The sequence below is a fragment of the Acidithiobacillus sp. AMEEHan genome (genome assembly GCF_030996345.1).
Classification (GTDB): Bacteria; Pseudomonadota; Gammaproteobacteria; order Acidithiobacillales; family Acidithiobacillaceae; genus Igneacidithiobacillus.
This window is the reverse complement of sequence record NZ_CP118747.1, coordinates 1,489,003-1,504,205: the sequence shown is the minus strand read 5'-3', so window position 1 is coordinate 1,504,205 and position 15,203 is coordinate 1,489,003. Positions and strand designations below refer to the sequence as shown.

Below are 15,203 nucleotides of genomic sequence, written 5' to 3'. Positions count from 1 at the left end.
CCTTCTGTTTTACGGGGGATTCACTTTGTGGACCCTGATCTGGGCGTTGCCACTTCTGCCCTTCCCTCTCCTGCCCCAATCCTGGCGCTACTGGGGTTGCGGTGCTTGGGCGCGGGTCGCGAGCCACCTCTTTGCCTGGAGCATCGGTGTGCGGTATCGCGTCCAGGGGCTGGAAAATGTTCCGGCCGGTCCCTGCGTTATCCTCAGTAATCATCAGTCCTCCCTCGAAACCCTGCTGCTCTGGCGTTACTTCCCGCGTCTTTCTTTTGTCCTCAAGGCAGAGCTGCTGCGTTTTCCCATCATTGGCTGGTATCTGCCCCTGAGCCAGCCCATTGCCATCGATCGCCAAGCGGGGCGTCAGGCCCTCAAACAGGTTCTGGAGGAGGGAGAAAAGCGCCTGCAGGCAGGAATTCCCGTACTCATTTTTCCGGAGGGTACGCGACAGCCCTGTGGCGAGCTCGGCCCTTTTCACCAGACCGGTGTCGCCCTCGCGCAGCGCGCCGGCGTACCGATCATCCCCCTCGCCCTCAATAGTGGCTGTTTCTGGCCGCGTCACGACTGGCGCATGCGATCGGGCGAAGTACATCTGCATTTTGGTCCTGCCGATACCGGCGAAGGGCGCAGTAACCAGGTGACCGAACGGCTGCGCGAGTGGATTGCCGCGGAAATCAGGCAGATGCCTGCACCCGGCGACTAAGAGCGAAGTCCACGACTCTACCAGCGATATCGATGCCGCTCACGCGCTCGATGCCCTCCAGGCTGGGGACGGGATTGACCTCCAGGATGACTGGAGCGCCTTGCTCATCGAGCATCAGATCCACTCCGGCAAAATCCAGATCCAAGGCCACCGTTGCGGCAAGCGCCAACTTCTCCAGGAGCACTAGAACATCTCCGGCATCCACGAGTTCAGCCGTCCCGGCCCGATGCAGATTGCTACGGAACTCTCCCGGTCCCGCCCGTCGCCGCATGGCCGCCAGCACCTCGTTACCCAGGACGATCATGCGATAGTCCTCCCCTCCGGCAGAAAACGTTGCAGCAGGGTTTCGTGCTGCAATTGCAGCAGGGTATCCACCAGCGCTCGCGCCCCTCCACGGCTCTCCGCGAGGTTGACGCCAACGCCCTGGGAGCCGCTGAGCAGTTTGCTGACCAGTGGCGTTCCCAATTGCGCGAGTGCCGTTTCCGTCGCCGAAGCATCGGCAAGATACCAAGTCTCCGGTACCGGCAACGACGCGCTGGCGAGGATTTGCAGGGAAAGGAACTTGTCGCGCGCGAGCAGGATCGCATCACCGCTATTGAGGCAATAGCTACCCTGCGCCGCCAGCTGCCGTAGCAGGCGCACGCCGAGTTGGGTCAGGGGACTGCCAAAACGCGGCAGCACCACTTCGGGAGGCGGCAGGAGCTGCCCTTCATAATATAGGTGAAAGTTTCCTTGCTGGACGTGCAGGGCGCAGCGCTCGGGCTGCAGGACACGACCATCCACCCCCCTCACGCGCAGCGCCTCCTGCAGGCGACGGGTGGAATAAAGCTGCGGGTAGCGTGACAGGATCGCGACGGAGGTCAAGAATCACTCTGGTAGGTCAGCAGCGGCAGTTCTCCGTGCGCAATGGATCGCTCGATGAAACTCGCACGACCCGGTTGACGTTGTTCCAGGGTAGGCCGGCTCCTCGCCTCTACCCCAACAATCGCCGCCAATAGAACCTCCAATTCTTCCCCATCAACACGCAAGGCGCCGTAGGGATTCTGGGGGTTTTCTGGGCGCCAGAAGAGATTGCTACGCCATCCCTTGGCCCGTACGACGGGATTCTCAAACAATGTGCGACAGCGCTGTCCAATATCGGTTTTTGCCTCCATCCTCACTCCCACCTGACCGTCTGCAACAAAATCCTTGACTTGGCTTTAGAAATATAGAAGAGCATAATAGTCAACTATAAAGAGATCCAAAACGGACACGGCAATGGATCATAGTCTGGGCCCACAGGGCCGACAAGGAGTTTGCAATGAGTGAAAACACGACGCAGCAAGGGGTAGCCGGGCACGGTGCCTTTTTTCAGGACACCAATCTGAAAGCCGAGGAAGCCGAAGCGGCGACGGCGTGGGTGCGCAACCATGTCGACCGGCGCTCGGTGGATCTGGGCGAGCGCATGGACGACATCCGCGAGCACATGTGGGAGTTGGAGAGAGAGGGCGAGATCATCGTCCATCGCATCACCGATGATCACAAGCCGATCGAGGTCGAAACCCTCTTCGGCTGGAAGAAGCGGGTGCCCACCAACCAGCTCTGGCATCACAAGAGCTGCGGGCAGTGCGGCAACATCCCCGGCTATCCCACCAGCCTCATGTGGTTCATGAACAAGTTCGGTATCGACTACCTCGACGAGACCGACCAGACCTCCTGCACCGCCTGGAACTATCATGGCTCCGGCATCGGCAATGTCGAATCCCTGGCCGCCGTATTCCTGCGCAACTTCCACCAGGCCTATGTCTCCGGCAAGCAGCACGGCTTCGAGAATGGCCACTTCTACCCCCTGGTACACTGTGGCACTTCCTTCGGCAACTACAAGGAGATTCGCAAGTACCTGATCGAATCTGCCGAACTGCGCGAAAAGGTCAAGAAGATCCTCGGCAAGCTCGGGCGTCTGGTGGACGGCAAGATCGTCATTCCCGAAGAAGTGGTGCACTACAGCGAGTGGCTGCACGTGATGCGCAACCGCATCGCCAGCGAATTGCAGACCATCGACATGAGCAACATCCGGGTCACCGTGCACGCTGCCTGCCACTACTACAAGATGGTGGCCGAGGATGCGGTGTATGACAACACGGTTCTCGGTGGCAACCGTACGGCGGTGGGTACTTCGGTGGCCCAGGCCCTGGGGGCGCAGGTCATCGACTACTCCACCTGGTATGACTGCTGCGGCTTCGGTTTCCGCCACATCATCTCCGAGCGCGAGTTCACCCGCAGCTTCACCATGAACCGCAAGATCAAGGTCGCGCGGGAAGAAGCCAAGGCGGATGTGATGATCGGCATCGACACCGGCTGCATCACCACCATGGACAAGAACCAGTGGATCGGCAAGGCGCACGACATGAACTATTCCGTGCCGATCATTGCCGACGTGCAGTTGGCGGCCTTGGCCTGTGGTGCCGATCCGTTCAAGATCGTGCAGCTGCAGTGGCACGCCTCCCCCTGCGAGGATCTGGTGGAGAAGATGGGCATCAGCTGGGATAAGGCCAAGGCCGATTTCCAGGAATACCTGAAGCAGGTCGAGCAAGGGAATGTGGAGTACCTCTACAACCCCGAACTCGCTACCAATCAGCAAATCAATATGAAGACCGCCCACGGCTGAAGCGGCCAACGATCCACTAGCCAAGAGCCCCACCACGGTGGGGCTTTTTTATTGCGGACCCGGTTTCTTCCGCGATGCAGTTGCACCCCCACGGTAGCGTACGACGCCCTTCGAAGGAATCCGAATCCGCCCCGACTGCCCAGGCATGACTTGGGACCCGCACTCGCGAACGCCAGAAGCCTGCGCCGGACAGACGAATCTGTTTGTTGTCTTAATCCTAAGATTATAACTAACTGATTTTATGGTCTTATTTTCCTTATCCCAAGTTCATAGACATTCATAAAAAAACTGGTAGGATCCGCGCTTAAAGGACGCAGCCGGACCAGGCTGCCATGAGGGAGCGACGAAATGTGCAAGTATATCCGTCTGTTTAGTCGGGTCGATACCTTTGTGAGCAAGGATGCCGTTCCAGCGTCAGAAGCGCTCACGCCACCCCGGGCAGCAGAGTACTATCCCCGGCCAGTTGCTCTCCACTCCGAATCGCCCATCCAGCGCATCACCGTCTACCGATGTCTGCGTCTTCCCAACGGCCAGTTGGAACCGCATCCGTGGTGGCGTTTCCCGAAGGCGCGCTGGCCAAAAGGAGAGCAATCCCGGAGTCTTTTGCGTCGAAGCCTCGCGCGTGCATCCGCGGGCCTACTCGCGTGGGATGCAGATCAATACACCTTTCTTTCCACTGTTCAATACCGGTCTTACGTTTTCTTCGCCGAGCTCGAAGGGTGCCGCAACAGTACTAGTGAACAGTTGATTCGAGAACTCTGGGATCTTCACCAGCGTCTGCGCACCAATATTCCTTTTTTCCCACCCATTTCCGTACAAGACCGGGAAATCATCTTGTCTCTGTTGCGCGGCAACTCAGCCGGGAAAATTGCGAAAGATATCGCCGTTCCGCGGTCCCAGGTAAACAGCCGACTGCAACGCTTGTACAAAAAATTTGGCGTCAACAAAAGAGAGGAACTAATGGTCTGCCTTTGGCAATGTTATCGAAAAAACAAGAAGCAATTGCTACATCCTGCAACGGCTGCTAAAAAAATGCTACCGCTGGCAATGGCCGCAGCATCACTCTCCATACTTCCCCACGCAGCTTTTTCTGCCGAAAAAGGGCAGAATCTACCATTTTTACATCCCTACCCAGGCAGTAGCCTGCTCACTTATCAGCATCAGCATTTCGATGAAATACGGATGCCAACAGGTCCTTTTGACGACAAAGGCGAACCCAGTCGGGCCGAAAATCTACAAGGAGAGGTCGTCTACATCGATTACTACAGCCCGACCGATCGCTCCCCTCTCGAAATCATGAGCAATTATCAGCAAACCTTGCAACAGGAAGGCTTCAAAATTCTCTGGCAATGCGCCAACAACGCCTGCAACACAAAGCACAATATTGGAGATGTCTTTCAGCACAATCCCCTGTGGCAGCCCGCTGGAGATTTCAAGACCTTCTTCGGAAACGGTGGCGGCCGGATGAGTACCGCTCGACTCATTTCTCCCAATGGTGCGCAAACCTGGGTCTATCTCTGGGTATCGGGCTCCAGCCCACAGGGGAGGGGCGAGACTTACGTCTACGCCGTGCAAACCAAGCCCATGCAGACCGGCATGGTACAAGGCGATCGCGAGCTCGTTACCGCATCGGAAATGGGCCAGGCGCTGCAAAGTCGGGGACGCTTTGCCATGCACATCCCGTTCGACTACAACAAAGCCACTCTTCGCCCCGACGCCCAAGCCCCTATTGCTCAATTGGCTCAGGTACTCAAACAAAATCCCCGGATGATGGTTGGGCTTGATGGCCACACCGACGCCATCGGGTCTGCCGCGTTCAATCAGAAACTCTCCGAAGAGCGGGCTCAAGCCGTCAAGGTGGCGCTGGAACAGCTGGGCGTGCCAGGCAAGCAGATTGCCACCCGCGGCCTCGGGGCAACGCAGCCCGTCGCCGACAATCAAAATGATGCAGGCCGCGCCAAAAACCGGCGCGTGGAAGTCGTCAATCTCACCCCAGGTTTTGTGCCAAACGCTAGCGCGAGCGGAGGGGCTACCGGGGTTCCGGCCATGACTTCGCAAAACTCGCCCAGCCAGGCCTCCAGCAGCGCGGGCAGCACGCCCGGCATGGATCCTGCCGCCCACGCGGCGCTGCGTGCCACCCAAAACGGGCTGTACGCCAGTGGGCATTGGGGCATTGCCCGGGCGCTGGATTTCCTGCCCGGACAGTAAGGTGTTGTGAAGGGGATCTTCATTTTCTGATGAGGGAGGCGTAATACATGTTGATTACAGGAAAACCTCGAGAACGCGGTCAGGGCATGACTGAATACCTGATCGTCGTGGCACTCATTGCCATTTCTTCCATTGTCGTCTTTTCCCGTTTTGGACAAACCATGCGTAACCAGGTTGCTGGATTGGCGCACGAACTCGTCGGCACCGACTCTACCAAATACGGCGTCAAATATGCCAAGCAAAAGGCAGACTACGCTGCCACGAATGCGAACAAAACCAAATCCATGAGCGACTATACCTCGGCCAATGATCTGAAAAAGCGTTGATTTCACCATTCTTGCCCGTATTGGCAAGGACACCGTGGTTGTTGTTTCTCTCACCTGATGGAGGGTTATATGAAGCAGAAGTTGATTGCAGTTCGTAAGTCGGTTCGTGAAGCGGGTCAGGGCATGACCGAGTATCTGATTGTTGTGGCCCTGATTGCCATCTCCGCCATCGCCGTGTTCTCGTTCTTCGGCCAGACCATGCGTCACCAGGTGGCCGGTATTGCGGCGGAGCTCGCGGGCAATGACTCCAGCACCAACGTCAGCAACGCGAAGGGCACTGCCAGCAATGCCAATAGCCTGGGCACCAAGCAGAAGAGCATGGGCGACTACAGCTCTGCGAGCGTCCTCGGCACCGGCGGCACCGGCGGCAAGTAATTTTTGCCGAAGTAACCTGGCGCTTTCCTCCCCCGTCCGTTGGGATGCGGGGAGGCTTTACAGGAGTCTAGCGATGCAAAACCGGAAAGTTTCCTGCCCAACGTTTTCCCTTTTCCCACGGCGCAAGAGGGGAAAAGCGCGCCGTGAACAGGGACAGGCGGCTTTGCTCGCTGTACTGTTGATTCCAGTCGCCATTGCTGGCGTGCTCCTAGTCTTCAACACCGGGCAGCTTACCTCCAGCAAGCTGCGCGTACAGAACGCCGCCGATGCAGCGGCTTTCTCTGCCATGGAATTGCAAGCCCGGCAGATGAATCTCGATGCCTACCTCAACCGCGCCATGCTCACCAATCAAATCGCCATTGGCCAAGCGGTGAGCATTCTCTCGTGGTCGCGCTATGTGCGCCAGGCTGGCGAGAATATCCAAACGCCGCTGCGGGCCATTCAGGCTGTAGCTAGTCTCATCGGTGCCGGCGGCGCCGTCGAAGCCTATCGTCAGGCCATCGAGGCGAACGCCAAGATCGTTTACGCCACGGGCCAAGTCTACGCACTGCCTTTTTTGGCCGTGGCCTCCGGCGCGGATGTGGCATATTCCGGCGCCTCTGAAGCCTTCAACTTGGCGCTCGCCAACAGCACACCCAACGGTGCCCTGCAAAAAACGGTGGAACAGATTGTCCGGCTCAATGCTGGTCCCAAAGCGAGAGTACTGAACTTTACCGCAGCAGGTCTTGCCACCACCGTTGCACCCTATTGGGCAGCTCGACGCAATTACGTAACGCGCTGGGGCGAAAATGCGGACGCCAACGGTTCCGATCCGGGAGGGCGCGCACGCATGGCCAGCATGATCAACCAAGGCTCGCAGGCATTTACGGTAAACCGCGACCACGACGTTGAGCGTCCCTTGACTATCAATGCGCTGGTTGTGCGCATCGGGACGCACAAGAGTGGTGGCAGCCAATTTGCGCCCAATGCCAATAGCGACTATGTCTGGTCGGGTGCGGATAGTGTTTCTACACAAGTGCAAATTTTCGGACCTTTTTGCGGACGAATCATCCCCCGCCTTTGCTGGAAAACGACGTACTCCGACTCTTGGGCGCGCGGCGGCTCTTGGGCAGGAGATCAGGGCAATTTCGACTACAATGCTAGCGGCCCTCGCAACTGGTCCGATCCAAGGGTAAATCCGCAGGCATCCGGCGAGGCGAAAACCGTTCAGTGGTCGTCTTTTCCCGTTTACCAGGGTGCATGGTCCCGCGATAGTCGTGGCATGAGCCGCATCGTTTCGGAGTATGCCAGTCGCGATATGGCCTTGTTGGGTCAGAAAGGCATCTCACCATATCGTGACCTTGTCTGGCAGGATCAGCGTCCGGGGGCAGACCTGACTGACAGCGCCCCACGCTACATCGTGGTCGTCGATCTCCCCAAGACCGAAGTACGCGATTCGGTTACTGCCTTGGGCATCAGCCACGATTCCGACGCGACCAACACCCGCCTTGGCTGGCTCAATATGCACCTGACTACCCAGGGAGCCGGCAAAAACCCGGGAGTGCGCGCTGCTGCCGCCGCCCAGGTCTACTTCCGCCGCCCGGCGGAGCTCTGGCCCAGGAGCGATGGGCTCGACGAACGCGCCAATCTATTCAGCCCCTTCTGGACGGCCCGTCTGGTCGATCTCACTCCTACCGAAAAGGCGCAGGTACTTGCCTTGAACATCGCGGAGTAGCCAATGCTTATGAAACGTAACCTCACTTTATCCATAACCTGCGCTCTCGCTTTGCTGACGTTGGCACCACCATCCTATGCCCAGGAATCATCTCTGAAATTCCACCCCACCCCTGCCGCGCCCAAGAGTGCGCTGCAAGTCAAATCCATGGGCGTAGGCGATCCCTACCCTCGGGCGAACGACCTCGCTATAAAAAATGGGACTGTCGTATTAAACGGTTTGAGCTCAGGAGACTATTCCGGCTCGCGGGCATGGAATGGTGAAGTCAGCTCTTCTTTTCTTTGGGGAGGGGTGGAAAGCCAGCGTTTTGATCATATCACGCAACAATTCGCTACAAAGGGTTTATGTGAGCCATTAGATCGTCCACCACCTCCCCATGGCATTACATTCTCCAATGATCTCAAGGATTTTGTTGTCTCGCTGCCAGCTCTCCAAGCTGCGCTGGGTGCCAAAGGCATCCTCTTCGCACCCAGCGGAACTGAACAGTGGATGGCGCTCAAAGCTTCAACCGTTTTATCTCCTAAACCGGGCGTCAGGACACAGATGCAGACTTTTACTCGCGCAGTTTTTTTTCTCACCACAGGCGATCCGCGCGTCGTACGAGACGAAATTGTTCGCGCGGCAGAAGCGCTTGGCTACGAAGATATCCCGCCACCAAAAGTTCCAGGTTTTTCTGGGGCCGATGACTTCGCCATTTTAAAGCAACCGGTTGTCGGTGCGGTATTCAATAGTGCACTAGTGACCACCGGCGACGATAAAGCGGGCAAGTCTTTTGGGCGCCCAGCAAGGAGAATGGACATCTCCTGTCTTGTAACTGACAAAGTTAGCAAAAATTATTTGCTCCACACCGTCAAGCCAGGCACCAATCACACCTATCAGATTAAAGATTTGAGATTCGGTTATATTGCTCAATTTTCGCCGATTCCTTTAGGCAAAGATACCGAGCCATTTACCAAAGCGCACGTTAACGCACGACTCGAAAAAGAGCGAACGATGAGCCCGCAGCAGGTTGCGGCGCGACGTAACGCGGAAGAAGAACGATTATTCCGGGAAGCGTACCAGAACTCTCCAGGCGCGCAAAAACATGACCAGAAACTTCACTCCACGGCAGAAAATGGGAAGAAAGAAATTCAGTCCTATCTGCAGGAGATTGGCCCGAATGGCGAAAACCTAGCCAAAGTTTTAATTAGCGGGGGTATGAGTCCGGACAAGGCCTACAAGCTCGCTGCCCAAACGGCTTCAAGCACGCGTGATACGGCTCGAATAATGGGTGATATTGCACAACACTTTGGCCAGCGCCACCAGGAGCTCATGCAGTGAATAATTGCTATATATTGCCGCGACAATTACTCTCTGCGTTTTTTCTCCTGTCGTTGCGGTTGGATGATCCCACCCCTGCTGGAAAAGAGCGGTTTCTCACCTTGATCATAGCGAAATAGCTGATGCTTACGAAACGTAACGTCATTTTACCCATAACCTGCGCTCTCGCCTCGCTGACATTGGCTCCGCCATCCTATGCACAGGAATCATCGCCAATTTTGCACCCCACCCCAGCCGCACCCAAGAATGCGCTACATGTCGAATCCATGGGCATGGATGATCCCTATCCTCGGGCGAACGCATTGTTGCTGAAAAATGGCGCCAAGGCTCTGGATGCGATGACTACACATGATATATCGGGTTTCGAATCGTGGAACAACGAAACGAGCTTGGCGTTTTCCTGGGGAAGCGCTGACTCTCGCTTTGAGCGTATCCTGAACGATTTCTATCAACGATTTCGCCAATGTTCACCCATCGATCGTTCTCCGCTGGCTGCAGGCGTTCAATTTTCCACTGATATTGCGGATTTTCCAGTGCCACTATCAGCTCTGCAGGCTGCGTTACGCGCCAAGGGTATTCTTTTTGCGCCTTTTGGGACCGAGCAATGGAAAGTCCTCAAATGGACGGGCCTTTATTCTCCTGAGAAGGGCGTTGTAACAAAAATCCAAGGTTTTGTCCGTGTAGTTTCCTTTCTCAGCACCGGCGATATACGTACCGTACGCAAGGCCATGCTGCGCGCCGCGGAAGCGCGTGGTTACGAAGACACCACACCTCCCAATGGACCAGGTTGGCTCGAATTGGATCACGTAGCATTTTTGAAACAACCAGTGGTTGGCGCAGTAAACATCTCTGCTCTCATGAGCATTGATCCTGCTAGCAAAGCGAACGCCGGAGAACTCCCAGGAGATGTGTCCTGCCTCATCACTGATAAGCAAAGTAAGACTTTCCTGCTTCACACGGTTAAACCAGGCACCAATCGAAGCTATCAGATTAGAGATTTGAGCTTCGGTTATATTGCTCAGTTTTCGCCGATTCCCTTAGGCAAAGACACCGAGCCTTTTACCAATGCTCATGTGAACGCGCGAATAGAAAAAGAACGCAAGATGAGTCCGCAGCAGACAGCGGCGCGACGCAAAGAGGTAGAGGATCGTGTGTACCGCGAGAAATATCAGAATGCCCCAGGTGGACAGAAATTTACCCAAAATTACATTGCTGATATGGAAAGGCTCAAGAGGAATGCGCTGGCGTTCCAGCAACAGATTGGCACAAACGGTCAAAACTGGGCGAGCGAGATGAAAAAGACAAAAATAATGCCCCCCGATTGGGTCGATGAGAGAGCGGCTGAGCTCGCCTCTGGTGCGCGTGAAGGCATCAAATTAACTGAGGATATATCGAACCACCTCCGCCAGCGCCACCAGGAGCTCATGCAATGAGTGCGACAAAAGCACGGTATTCAACAAATTTTCCAGGCACGGCGGTTGCGGCGCATTGCCGAGAGGAGCGGACGACTCACGAAGGGAGCCTCGGGTACAGGAGTCTTTTATTGGTTTTTTGCCTGAACACCCTTTCGGCCGCAACCGCTCTCGCCGGACCAGTGGCCCAGAACGGTAAGGGCGGTCTCGACGAGTTTCTGGCAACTCCTGCCGCGCCCAAGAGCACATTGTACACCGAGTCACTGGGCTCTGGCGACCCCTACCCCGCAGTCGAGGCCCTCGTGCGGCACAACGAACAGCGCCTTGCTGACTTAGATTGGAAAGGTATGCGCTCCTACGACGGATCAAGTGCCGGCTACATGGGCGACGTAGGTATCGACGATGACCTCGAGCCCAAACTCCGGCACGTCTTTTTCAAAGCACTCGAGAATTGTCGAGGCATGAGTCAGACCGACATGCCAAAAGGAGTTACGCTGTCTGACGACTTGCACGACTATGTTTTCAATCCCTCTGCTGTACAGGCAAGTCTGGCTATGCAAGGAATTCTTTTTGCACCAGAATTTAGCAACGGCTGGAAACCGATGCAGTTTTCCTGGCAATTTGCGCACAACCATTTGCAGCACTGGGATGGCACAGAAAAGAAGGGGTACACCCAAATTCAAAATTTTTGGCGTGTGCTCTTTTTCGTAAGCACAGGTACTACCCAGCAGGTACGCGCGGCTCTTATCAAAGCCGCTGCTGATCATGGCTACGCTCTCAATCCCCTACCGAAAGGACCTGGTTGGCAAGGTGGGGATGGCTTTTTGTCGTTTAGCCAGAGGGTAACTCCTTTGGTAAAGAATTTTGCGCTGGTAACGATCAGTAACTCGGGAAAGGCCGGTGACGATGCTGAGTCGCCAGAGGATCTGAAACTGAATAATCAGCTGCGCAGCGGTGGCTGGCGTTGCCTGATCAGTGACGATTTTGCCAAAGGCTGGCTAAGCAAAGTAAATCCTAAGACAGGTAGGCGGTATCAGCTCGAAGACCTCACTATGGGCTACATCGTACAAAGGTCTCCTTTACCGCTTGGAAAAAACACCGAGCAATTTACCAATGCGCACGTACGGAAACTCCTGGATGACGAGCGCAAATTATCCCCGACACAATTGCTCGCCAATACAAAGTCCGTAGATAAACGCATTACCCTAGATGCTTTCAAGCACTCTCCGCAACGACGAGAAAAAATGCTGGAGGCAGCAAAGAATCTAAATTCCGCCGCAGCTGAATCCAGGAAAGCTGAACAAGAACTGCCGAAACTCGCTGCAGATATGCTGCGCTTGGAATTCCAAGCGGACAAGTGGAATCTATCATCTCGCAAGCTAAAAGGAATATCCTTGAGGCCGAAAGGCTTGGGGACAAAGCAGCATCCCAGTTTCGGCAAGTTGAGAAACAAGCTGCTTCGGACTAGGAGGATTTGATGTGCACGAAATATTTGCAGAGCCCTTCATATAAGAATTTCCAGTCCACCCGAGAAAGCGGCCAAGCCCTCACCGAGACCGTGGTGATTGCGGGCTTTGTCCTCGTGCCGCTCTTGCTCCTTGGCGTGTATGTTGGCAAGTGGGCATATCTGCAAGATCGCAGCATCGAGGCGGCGCGCTATGCCGCCTGGGAGCGGGTGGTGTCCCTAGCCAACCCGCCACAAAATCGCGAGTGGGTGAGCCTCAAAACCGATCAAGATCTCCAGAACGAAGTCGCCATTCGGTTTTTTGGCGGCCGCGGGGAAAAACTCACTGCCGTTACGGGAAACGCGGGCGCGACTGACATAGCCAAAGGCTCCAGCCGCGAGCCCCTACTGCGCAAACACGACGGAACATCCCTCCTCGTGGAGCGAGAAAAAAATATCACCGTTGCCACGCGGCAGGAAGCCTTTGACGGCGGCTGGACGGGCGGGGCTATCGGCGCATTCGGCAAACTTACCCAAAAAATTGGTGTCATGCCTCTGGAAATGACGGGCCCGACCGTCGCCGCCGTGACTGTTTCAGCTGCCGGTTTGCCGCAAAAGATTTTTGCCGAGGTGGGCTTGGGCCAGCCTCTGCAGTTCAAGGCGCAAGCTGCAGTGCTTGGCGACCCATGGTCGGCCAATGGCCCCGGCGAGGAGGAAAGGCTGCTGCGCAGCGGTTTTATGAAGCCACAGGAAGCGTTACCGTTAAAGGGTTCAAAGTACTCATTTGGTATCGCAGCGACGACACTCCGCGGTTTGGGATATCCGCTAGGTGACCTTTTCCAAGAGGCTGGCAAGTTTACTAACGACCCCGACAAATATCGCATAAAAATCGACACCGAACAGCAATTTGGCGACCGTCTGCAGCCTGCTCCCAGCATTCCTGCGTATCAGGGGCCGTGAAAGATGTTCCGACCACGAATTCTTGACGTTTTGTTTTTTGCGATCCTTAGCAGCGCAGTGGCTGCGCCCACCTGGGCGGAGGAGCTGCCATTGTGGCCGCTCCCCAGCACTATGCACACGAGCCCCGTCGCCCAAAAAATGCAGCTCAACGGCGTGCCGTTGCGAGCAGCCTTACTGAGCGGACAAATCTCCGACTACGAGTTTCGTCGAGCGTTGGAGGCCTCCTGCGCCGAGGAAAAGGGGCGTTTCCAGGCATTGCAGTTTGGTGCAAAAAACCTCTGGTCTTGCATTCGCGAACCCTACTCGCAAACGGTGCAATGGCAAGAAGAAAACGGGCGAATCACGGGCGAACTATCAACCCTGCGCTTGGACTCTCAACCTACCCTGCCACCGCCGCTACTGCTAATTCCTGACCGCACCGAATCAGTGTCTGATTTGGAAACGGAGGACGACGGCGTTCGCGGTCGCGTACAGATTCTGCGCAGTGACCTCAGCGTGCCACAGCTCCGCGCTGCCTTGTTACGCGCAGCGCAGGCTAAGGGTTGGAAAGTGGAGCCACTTCTGAGTGGCAACCTGATGCGCTTGAGTCTACGCCAGCGGCATGAATCGCTCGATCTTGCCTTTCAACCCGAGAGAATGGGCGGATGCAAGACGGTGCTTGTTTGGCAATCAAAGGAGTAAAAAACATGAAAAGACGGCTCAGAACAAAAAGAGAACATACACAAGCGAGCGGACAGGCGATGATTGAATATCTGATCATCGCCCTTGCGATTATTTTTGCGCTGCTGATACCGATTCCATCAATCGTGCCGGGAAAATTACCTGATCAAGCTTCGGTATTAACGCAGCTCTCGGTCGCTTTGCGCGGAGCGTATGCCGACTATTCCTGGGCAACGTCCCAGCCTGTGACCAACTAGGAGCGCATCCGTGGCAGCCCAACTACCCGAAGATCTGGAGCCAATCACCATTCAGAAAAAGCCGGCGCGTACGCTCGGTGGCTGGTTACTTCTGGCAGCCGCAATTCTTGCGGGTTTGGCCGCCGCTTATCTTGCCGTACATACCTTGCGCTCCCGGGAGGAGGCCGCAATCGAGAGCCTACGCAGTGCACAGCGGGGCGAAACCATCCGTGCGGTAGTTCCCATCCACGACATTGTCCCCGGGACGATCCTCGATCTCTCCATGGTGGCAGCGCGCTCCATTCCTGCCAACACGGCACCTACCGATGTGATCACGCCGGAAGACTTCGAAAAATTTGCCGGACATCGCGTCAACGTGCCCCTGCAGCAGGGACGACCCATTTTGGCGTCTTATCTCAGCACGCGTCGAACCCTCGCCGACATCATCGATCCCGACAAGCTGGCAATGACCTTTACGGTAGACAACACCAGTACCTTGGACGGTATGTTGCAGCCGGGAGATCACGTGGACGTGCTGTGGTTCAGCACGGCAGGACAAAAAGGTAGTGCTGGGGAAGCGGGTTCGGGGGTTACCGGTGAAGACGGCGCACAAGAGCTACAGAAAGCTCTTGGTGCTGGCGCCTCCGGCGGGCCTGTGATGTTCCAGGTCGGCACCTCTCCCGAGAAGCTTCCGAAAGAATCCGTTCGCTACTTGGAACGTGATCTCAAGATTCTCGCTACCGGAACGCGCACCGTTTCGGCAGATTCTGCCGCCAATCTGGGCAACGATCCTGCCATGCAGGGGGCCGCCAATCAGTTCAACTCTGTTACCGTAGAACTCACACCATTGCAAATCCAAAAATTGGCCTTGGCCAAACGCCTTGGGGAGCTACAACTGGTACTGCGCAGCCATGACTCTCAGGTGGTGGCGCCCGCCAAAGTCTTTACTGTGCGCGACATTCTTGGCGTGCGAAAACATGCCGGTGGCACCCTCTACGCCGCCGATACCATCGAATACATTGTTGGCTCTACGGGCGAAAGTGGGCAACTGCGCTCCCACGTCGATCTCGCCAATCTGCGACGGCTGCCCAAGTCGGCCGGCGACACAGCAGAGCAGAGTCTCGCCGCTGGTGGTGGCGCACTGCCCAAGCCCGTCCCGCTAGATCAGCTGCTCCCTCCCGTTTCGCGTTGAAAAAAGGATATC

General features: G+C 56.1%; 14 protein-coding genes and 1 pseudogene. 13 read left to right on the top strand and 2 right to left on the bottom strand.

Annotated elements, in window-relative coordinates; genetic code table 11:
- Positions 1 to 25: 25 nt before the first annotated feature.
- The gene (locus ORD17_RS07735; RefSeq protein WP_308387776.1) at positions 26 to 697 is read left to right on the top strand and encodes a lysophospholipid acyltransferase family protein; all 672 of its coding nucleotides are present in this window, start codon (positions 26 to 28) and stop codon (positions 695 to 697) included.
- Here ORD17_RS07735 and ORD17_RS07730 read toward each other — a convergent pair.
- Both ORD17_RS07730 and ORD17_RS07725 read right to left on the bottom strand, forming a co-directional pair.
- Positions 669 to 1,561: pseudogene (locus ORD17_RS07730) on the bottom strand (RimK family alpha-L-glutamate ligase). The gene ORD17_RS07735 and the pseudogene ORD17_RS07730 overlap by 29 nt on opposite strands.
- Complete coding sequence (locus ORD17_RS07725; RefSeq protein ID WP_308387774.1) at positions 1,558 to 1,851, bottom strand: hypothetical protein; 294 nt, start codon at positions 1,849 to 1,851, stop codon at positions 1,558 to 1,560. The pseudogene ORD17_RS07730 and the gene ORD17_RS07725 overlap by 4 nt, the downstream one beginning before the upstream one ends.
- A gap of 146 nt (positions 1,852 to 1,997) precedes the next feature.
- Here ORD17_RS07725 and ORD17_RS07720 point away from each other — a divergent pair, with 146 nt between their 5' ends.
- From ORD17_RS07720 to cpaB, 12 genes are all read left to right on the top strand, one after another.
- Positions 1,998 to 3,344: a heterodisulfide reductase-related iron-sulfur binding cluster gene (locus ORD17_RS07720; protein ID WP_308387772.1), complete on the top strand. Its 1,347-nt coding sequence runs from the start codon at positions 1,998 to 2,000 to the stop codon at positions 3,342 to 3,344.
- Between the two features lie 348 nt (positions 3,345 to 3,692).
- Complete coding sequence (locus tag ORD17_RS07715; protein ID WP_308387771.1) at positions 3,693 to 5,552, top strand: OmpA family protein; 1,860 nt, start codon at positions 3,693 to 3,695, stop codon at positions 5,550 to 5,552.
- A 47-nt stretch (positions 5,553 to 5,599) separates the two neighbouring features.
- Positions 5,600 to 5,878, top strand: coding sequence for a pilus assembly protein (locus ORD17_RS07710; RefSeq protein WP_308387770.1), 279 nt, complete (start codon positions 5,600 to 5,602; stop codon positions 5,876 to 5,878).
- A 69-nt stretch (positions 5,879 to 5,947) separates the two neighbouring features.
- Positions 5,948 to 6,253, top strand: a complete 306-nt coding sequence (locus ORD17_RS07705; RefSeq protein WP_308387769.1) for a pilus assembly protein — start codon at positions 5,948 to 5,950, stop codon at positions 6,251 to 6,253.
- A gap of 73 nt (positions 6,254 to 6,326) precedes the next feature.
- Complete coding sequence (locus tag ORD17_RS07700; protein ID WP_308387768.1) at positions 6,327 to 7,967, top strand: pilus assembly protein TadG-related protein; 1,641 nt, start codon at positions 6,327 to 6,329, stop codon at positions 7,965 to 7,967.
- Positions 7,968 to 7,970: 3 nt separating this feature from the next.
- Positions 7,971 to 9,287, top strand: coding sequence for a hypothetical protein (locus tag ORD17_RS07695; protein WP_308387767.1), 1,317 nt, complete (start codon positions 7,971 to 7,973; stop codon positions 9,285 to 9,287).
- Positions 9,288 to 9,409: 122 nt separating this feature from the next.
- The gene (locus tag ORD17_RS07690; RefSeq protein WP_308387766.1) at positions 9,410 to 10,720 is read left to right on the top strand and encodes a hypothetical protein; all 1,311 of its coding nucleotides are present in this window, start codon (positions 9,410 to 9,412) and stop codon (positions 10,718 to 10,720) included.
- Positions 10,717 to 12,177 (top strand): hypothetical protein, encoded by a 1,461-nt coding sequence (locus tag ORD17_RS07685; protein WP_308387765.1) that lies wholly within the window; start codon positions 10,717 to 10,719, stop codon positions 12,175 to 12,177. The genes ORD17_RS07690 and ORD17_RS07685 overlap by 4 nt, the downstream gene beginning before the upstream one ends.
- Positions 12,177 to 13,103, top strand: a complete 927-nt coding sequence (locus ORD17_RS07680; protein WP_308387764.1) for a hypothetical protein — start codon at positions 12,177 to 12,179, stop codon at positions 13,101 to 13,103. The genes ORD17_RS07685 and ORD17_RS07680 overlap by 1 nt, the downstream gene beginning before the upstream one ends.
- A 3-nt stretch (positions 13,104 to 13,106) precedes the next feature.
- Positions 13,107 to 13,784 carry a hypothetical protein gene (locus ORD17_RS07675; RefSeq protein ID WP_308387763.1) on the top strand — a complete coding sequence of 226 codons (678 nt, stop codon included), beginning with the start codon at positions 13,107 to 13,109 and terminating at the stop codon, positions 13,782 to 13,784.
- Between the two features lie 5 nt (positions 13,785 to 13,789).
- The gene (locus ORD17_RS07670; RefSeq protein ID WP_308387762.1) at positions 13,790 to 14,020 is read left to right on the top strand and encodes a hypothetical protein; all 231 of its coding nucleotides are present in this window, start codon (positions 13,790 to 13,792) and stop codon (positions 14,018 to 14,020) included.
- 10 nt (positions 14,021 to 14,030) lie between these two features.
- Positions 14,031 to 15,191 carry a Flp pilus assembly protein CpaB gene (gene cpaB, locus ORD17_RS07665; RefSeq protein WP_308387761.1) on the top strand — a complete coding sequence of 387 codons (1,161 nt, stop codon included), beginning with the start codon at positions 14,031 to 14,033 and terminating at the stop codon, positions 15,189 to 15,191.
- The last annotated feature ends 12 nt before the right edge of the window (positions 15,192 to 15,203 follow it).